Raw genomic sequence first — 6,478 nt, 5'->3', positions numbered from 1 at the left:
ATTTTATAATATTAATTATTTTTATAAAATACTTGTTTTTTTGTTAATATTAGTTAGTATATAAAAAATAGGTTTTAAGGTATTAAGGTATGAAATTTATATTTTCAAGATTTTTAATAGGTACAATTGTAATAGTGATAGGTGCTTATATACTGCTTCAATATGTTTTTCATATTTATATTCCGGCATTGGCATACACCCCAGTATTTACAATAGTAGTAGCTCTTTTGATAATAGCTTGGGGTTCATCTATGATTTTCGGCAGAGGCTTTTACGCTTCAAAAATAATTTTAGGATTATTTGTAATAGGTACGGGAATATATGTTCTTGTAAGATACTGTTTCAATATTAATATGCCTTTTATATTATACACTCCTATATTTAGAATGATCATAGGAATGATTATTATTTTTCTTGGCGTATATATACTTCTAGGGGCACATTATGTAGGAGATAATATACCAAAGAATAAAAAATCAAAATATAATGTATATTTCAAAACAAGAACTATAGATTTATCAGATTTAGAAATAGATAGAAATAGATGTATAGATGTAAATACTGTATTTGCTGACACAGTGATTTTAATTAGCGATAAAGTACAGGTTCATATAAAGGCTTCAAGTGCTTTCGGAAGTATTTCGCTTCCAACAGGCGACAGTATAAGTTTCGGCGAAACTAATTTTGTAATGGGCACTTATGACAATATACTTTATTTGAACACAAATGCAGCATTTGCTCAAATTAGGATTTTATATAAATAACAATATTAAAATCATTTATATAATATCAGGAAAGTTAATATGTATATAATATCAGGAAATAAAAAAGGAAGAAAAATTATAACTCCTAAAAGAGATTTTAGACCTACTCAAAGTAAAGTAAGAGAGGCTTTTTTTAATATAGTTGATATAGAAAATAAAACTTTTTTGGATCTTTGTTCAGGAAGCGGTGTTATGGGATTTGAGGCTCTAAGCAGAAATGCCAAGCATGCTACTTTGATAGAAATAGACAGAGAAGCTGTTAAAACTATATTTATAAATGCCAAAGAAATATTCGGAAATGATGAAAATCTTTATAAGATAAAAAGAGTTTCAGCTGATGATTATGTGAAAAAAACTAATGATAAATTTGATATAATATATTTAGATCCGCCTTATCATTCAAAAATATATTTTGATGTTATAAAAAATATAATAGAGAGAAGAATATTAAATGATAATGGACTTTTTGCTGCAGAGTTCGGTGCTGATTATTATAAAAAATTCTTGGAAGATGAAGCCTTTCAAGATATAGTGAAAGATGTAATGAACTATGAAGTAAAATGCTATGGAGAAAGCATATTAGTAATTTTTAAATATATTTAGTGTATACCTAAACAATTATATTTTGTCAACTACTAGCCGTAGCGGCAACCCGCACAGTATAGCTTATTCTTACAGAATGTCCTCTATAAGTGCGGCTAATTACTTATTATTGTGTAAAAATTAATAATTTATCTTATAGCAAGACATTTTTAGTATGATTTAGTAGTAATTTTGCACTTGCACTTTCGCGAAGCGTATCCGAGCCTGTCGAGGATATAAGGTTCTTTGACGAAGTCCGCAGAGCGTATGCGGCGGGAAAAAGTTGACTAAAAAAATGATAAACTTAAAAATTTTTAGTATATACCTAAACAACTATATTTTGTCAATTTTTACTTTTTTGTAAATGTAATTTTTGTTTATTAATAGTATAAAATATTATTAAGTTTTGTTTGAAATGTGAAGTAAAAACAAGATTTGTGTCAAAAATACAGTCTTTCGCGAAGCGTATCCGAGCCTGTCGAGGATATAGGTTCTTTGTGTCAATACCACAGGCACTCCCTGCGGTCGCAAAAGAACTGGGGGGGTTACGAAGTACGCAGAGCGGTGGGGCTAGTCCCCACAAATAACCTAAATTTAAAATTGTATTTTTTGACAAACTCTAAAATTTTTGGTATATACTGTGTCAATTCTATATTATTTTATTGATAATGTATAAATAAAAATTGACACAATATAATATTTAATTAAAAATTCTCATTAGTTACTATAAACAATTCCCCTTGAGGTGTTACTATATAGGCTTCTTTGTATTTAAAAGCCTCATTAGTAAAAAAGTTAGTACCCATCAAAAATGCTGTTGTTGATAAAGCATCAGCTTCCTCAGCATTGGTATGCACTATAGTGGCTGATATACTGTTGTATGTAGGATATCCAATTGAAGCATCTATTATATGATGATAATTGGTTCCGTCCTGTGTAAAATATCTCTCATAATCACCGCTAGTAACTATAGTATAATTTGTAGATTCGAGTAATCCCAAATAACCGTCAGTATCATTTCTCGGATTTCTTATTGCTACCACCCAAGCTTTTCCTTTATTATTAACTCCATTGGCATAAGTATCTCCGCCGTAATCTATTAAATAATTTTTTATATTGTTTTTTTCAAATATAGTTTTTAACTTCTCTATAATATAGCCTTTACCATAAGATCCAAAATCAAAAGTTAATGGCTTTGATAACTGCAATATTTTTTTATTATCTTCATTTGTTATTATAGATGCCGCTGAATAATCTATATTATTTAAAGCATTATCTATTTCAGATTGTTTTGGTACTGTTTGATTTTCTTTAACACCAAATCCCCAAAGCTCTATTAAAGGTCTTACGCTTATATCAAATGAGGGATTTAATTTTGAATATCTCAAACCTGTAGACATTATATGTGCCATTTCATCGGATATTGGTATTTCTCTTTTTCCTGATAAACTTTCTTTATTAATCTTCGCTATTTCAGATGATTCATTATATGGATTTAGTATATAATCTATTCTGTTTATTTCATTAGTAATGCTGTCTACTAATTTTTCCATTCCTTTTGCTGAAGTTTGAGCTGTTATATTAAGTATAGTATCGCTTATAATAACTGTTGCTCTTACATATTTTTCCTTGCTTCTATAAAATGAAACTGCTAATATCAATGCCACCGCTATTATAGGTATAGCAAAATAAATCTTTTTTTTCATGATTATAATTCCTAATTTTTTTAATAAAACATTAATAAAAAATGATTGTAAAAATATATATAATATTCAATAAAAATCAATAATATTAAAGAAATAGAATCAATAAATTATAGTATGTTGTATATGTAGTAAAAAATTAAGCGTTAATTAAAGATTTTGTAAAAAAATCGTAAAATAAAAGTAAAATATATTGACATTAATTAGTTTTCTGCTATACTTATAATTGTAAAGATAATTTACAAGGTACCTGCTTATAAAATAATAATAAGGAGATTAACTATGACAAAAAGATTATTTGTTTTATTAATATCATTAACTATTTTTTCAGCATCAAGCTTATTTGCAGATTGGGTAGTTCCAGCTTCTTCACTTCCGCAGAAAGCTAGATCATTTATACAGCAAGTATATCCTGGTGTTCAAATATGGAAAGTAGAAAGAGATGACGGAAAATTTGAAGTTAGTTTATCAAATGGTTCTAAAATAGATTTTATGCCTAATGGAGAATGGGTAAACATAGACGGAGAATATAATCCTGTACCTATGAATGTATTACCTCCAGCAGTTGCAAACACAATAAAAAAGACTTATCCTCAAGCTATGGTTGTAGATGTAGAAAAAGAGTGGGGCAATTTCAAAATAAAACTTAATAATATGATGGAATTATACGTATCATCTAATGGACAGTTAATGGGACAGCAATTTGATGATTAATTGAGTTTTGATAGGTTTATGAAAACATATGGTTTATGAAAATGTAGTAAGAGATGCTGTATTTATTATATGGCATCTCTTCTTTTTATTATAATATTAATAAAATTTATTTTGTTAAATTATTTTGATTTTTTATTTATTGCTCATCAAAGTGTTCATTATAATTTATATAAATGAAACTCTGTTTATATCTTATTCATTAATTATATTTATATCAATTCATAAAGTAGTAACTAAATATAATATTTTTATATTAAAAATTTATACAAAAAAGGAGATCAGATTTTTCTAATCTCCTTTGATTTTTAATCAATAAATCTTTTTATAATAAATAAAAAATTATTTTTCTAAATAAGAATAATGGAATCTGTATTTTCCAAGCGGATCTAATTTATAATCTTTAAGTTTTTTAGATACCATTAAAACATTAGATCTGTAATGTATAGGTATTATAGGCATATCATACATAAGTATAGATTCAGCATTATGAAGAACAGTCATTCTATCTTTAGGATTAACTATATGTTTAGAAGATTCAATAAGTTTATCATATTCAGGATTATTGTATCCCGGATTGCTAGGAGCATAACTTAAATATAATTCTAACATAGTCATAGGGTCATTATAATCACCAGTCCAACCGCTTAGAACCATTTGATAACTTAAATCTCTGAAACTTTGAAGTATAACAGACCATTCTCTAGGTACAATAACGGCATCAACTCCGATATTTTTCCACATTTGCTGTATAGCTTCAACCATTACAACATTACCGTCATTTGCAACTAATACCTCTATAACAGGATAATTTTCTCCGTTAGGATATCCTGCTTCAGCCATAAGTTTTTTAGCTTCTTCAATATTTTTTTGATAATCATTGCTTTGTACGCTTATATAATCTCCTCCATTGGCTCTGAACTCTCCTTCATAATCGCTTATTAGAGGAGGAACAAAAGCTCCTGCAGGTATTTGACCGGATCTGTTTACTGATTCTACTATGTAATTTCTATCGATTGCAAGAGCCAATGCCCTTCTTACTCTTGAGTCTTTAAACGCTTCATTTGTTAAGTTCATCTCAAAATATACAGTACCATAAGCCTGATTCATTACTATTAAATCTTCTTTTTTTAAGTTATCTATTTCTTGAGCCGGTACCAAATTAGAAAAATGTACTTGTCCGTTTCTTAAAGCAGCTAATGCAGTATTTTTATCTGATATCATAGAAACAGTTATTTGTTTAGCTACTAATTGATCTTTGTCATAATAGTTGGTATTAATTTCCATTACTATTTTATCATCTCTGATTCTCTCAACCATTTTATAAGGACCGTTTCCTATATAAGTTTCTGGTTTTTCTACCCAAGTATCACCATATTTTTCTATAATATCTTTTCTTACCGGTACAAACATATCAGCAAGTTCTAAAAAATATGCAGTAGGATTTTCTAAAGTTATTTCTAATGTGTAATCATCTATTTTTTTTATTCCTAATTCTTCTACCGGCATTTCACCATGAAAGATTTTTAAAGCATTTTTTATAGGTGCCATAAGTGCAGCATAAGGAGCAGCAGTATTAGGATCAACAAATCTTCTGTAACTATATACAAAATCATCAGCAGTTACTGGCTGTCCGTCAGACCATTTTGCATTAGTTCTTAAATAAAATAAATAAGAGAGTCCGTCTTCACTCATGCTATAATTTTCAGCAATTCCTCCTGTAAGTTTTCCGTCTTTATCTTTTTTCATAAGTCCTTCAAAAAAATGTCTTATATAAACAGTTCCTGCACTTGCAGTATTAAGATGAGGATCTATAGTTGCTACTTCTCCTCCAAGCGATACAACTATTTCATCTTTTGATACTTCTTTTTTTGATGAACAAGATAATATTAAAGCTGATAATAAAATGGCTGTATATATAATCCTTTTCATTATAAATAATCTCCTTTTTTGATGTGTTATATATTTTAGTATAAAATAGTAAAAATACAATATGTTAACTTTTGTGTATGTTTATAATAAAATGTTATTTTTAATGAATTATATTTATATAGCAAGTAATATATGGTTTATATTTTAATAAAGTTAAGTATTTTTTATGTTTTTGAAGTTATTGAAAATATTAAGACTTTTATAATAATAGGGCAGAGTAAAAAATTAGATATATTAATTTGATTGATAGTTTATAAATATATTCTATCAATCAAATTAAATAGCTAAAATTATTTTGCGGTAGTATTAGTAACTATATCAACAGAACAGTAATTAAATCTATGTCTTCCAAGAGGATTCAAAACTAAGCCTTTAAGATTTGGATTAACTATTAATGAATCAGCTTTATAATATAAAGGTATTATAGGCATTTCATCTAATAATATAGCTTCGGCTTGTCTCATATTTTGCATTCTTAAATTGTTATCATGCGATTTTTTTGCTTCTAATATTAAATTGTCATACTGAGCATTTGAAAATCCTGAGTGATTAACACCTCCGTAGCTAACCATAATATCAAGCATTGTCATAGGGTCATAATAATCACCAGTCCAGCCCATTCTAGCTATTTGATATTTTTTTCTTGTTAGAGCTAGTAATGTAGCAGGGAATTCTTCTTCTTCCAATTTAATATCTATATTTAATGCTTCTTTCCACATTTGCTGTATGGTTTTTCCAACTTCATAGAATATACTGAAAATTTTTAAGTTTGTCATTTTTTTTAAT

At 27.7% G+C, this 6,478-nt stretch carries 6 protein-coding genes; 3 read left to right on the top strand and 3 right to left on the bottom strand.

Going from position 1 to position 6,478, the window contains the following annotated elements; all coding sequences use genetic code 11:
- Positions 1-89 precede the first annotated feature (89 nt).
- Positions 90-764, top strand: a complete 675-nt coding sequence (locus tag R4K56_RS14235) for a hypothetical protein (RefSeq protein ID WP_297295384.1) — start codon at positions 90-92, stop codon at positions 762-764.
- A gap of 39 nt (positions 765-803) precedes the next feature.
- Positions 804-1,367: a 16S rRNA (guanine(966)-N(2))-methyltransferase RsmD gene (gene rsmD, locus R4K56_RS14230; protein WP_335773102.1), complete on the top strand. Its 564-nt coding sequence runs from the start codon at positions 804-806 to the stop codon at positions 1,365-1,367.
- A 683-nt stretch (positions 1,368-2,050) separates the two neighbouring features.
- Here the strand turns inward: rsmD and R4K56_RS14225 are convergent.
- Complete coding sequence (locus R4K56_RS14225; RefSeq protein ID WP_335773103.1) at positions 2,051-3,052, bottom strand: FAD:protein FMN transferase; 1,002 nt, start codon at positions 3,050-3,052, stop codon at positions 2,051-2,053.
- A 279-nt stretch (positions 3,053-3,331) separates the two neighbouring features.
- Here R4K56_RS14225 and R4K56_RS14220 point away from each other — a divergent pair, with 279 nt between their 5' ends.
- Positions 3,332-3,763, top strand: a complete 432-nt coding sequence (locus tag R4K56_RS14220; protein ID WP_335756461.1) for a PepSY-like domain-containing protein — start codon at positions 3,332-3,334, stop codon at positions 3,761-3,763.
- A gap of 339 nt (positions 3,764-4,102) precedes the next feature.
- On the opposite strand, the gene R4K56_RS14215 is transcribed toward R4K56_RS14220, so the two are convergent.
- Positions 4,103-5,692, bottom strand: a complete 1,590-nt coding sequence (locus tag R4K56_RS14215) for a peptide ABC transporter substrate-binding protein (RefSeq protein WP_335773104.1) — start codon at positions 5,690-5,692, stop codon at positions 4,103-4,105.
- Positions 5,693-5,982: 290 nt separating this feature from the next.
- Positions 5,983-6,478, bottom strand: a 496-nt coding sequence (locus R4K56_RS14210) for an ABC transporter substrate-binding protein (RefSeq protein ID WP_335786926.1), incomplete at its 5' end; no start/stop codon positions are given.

Origin of the sequence: Brachyspira pulli (genome assembly GCF_036997785.1) — a bacterium.
GTDB lineage: Bacteria > Spirochaetota > Brachyspiria > Brachyspirales > Brachyspiraceae > Brachyspira > Brachyspira pulli.
The sequence above is the reverse complement of the archived record's forward strand: the minus strand, read 5'-3'. Positions and strand labels throughout refer to the sequence as shown.

Excerpts from the sequence above, each read along its gene's own strand:
- R4K56_RS14235 (WP_297295384.1), top strand. The coding sequence starts at position 90 with ATGAAATTTATATTTTCAAGATTTTTAATAGGTACAATTGTAATAGTG.
- rsmD (WP_335773102.1), top strand. The coding sequence starts at position 804 with ATGTATATAATATCAGGAAATAAAAAAGGAAGAAAAATTATAACTCCT.
- R4K56_RS14225 (WP_335773103.1), bottom strand. The coding sequence starts at position 3,052 with ATGAAAAAAAAGATTTATTTTGCTATACCTATAATAGCGGTGGCATTG.
- R4K56_RS14220 (WP_335756461.1), top strand. The coding sequence starts at position 3,332 with ATGACAAAAAGATTATTTGTTTTATTAATATCATTAACTATTTTTTCA.
- R4K56_RS14215 (WP_335773104.1), bottom strand. The coding sequence starts at position 5,692 with ATGAAAAGGATTATATATACAGCCATTTTATTATCAGCTTTAATATTA.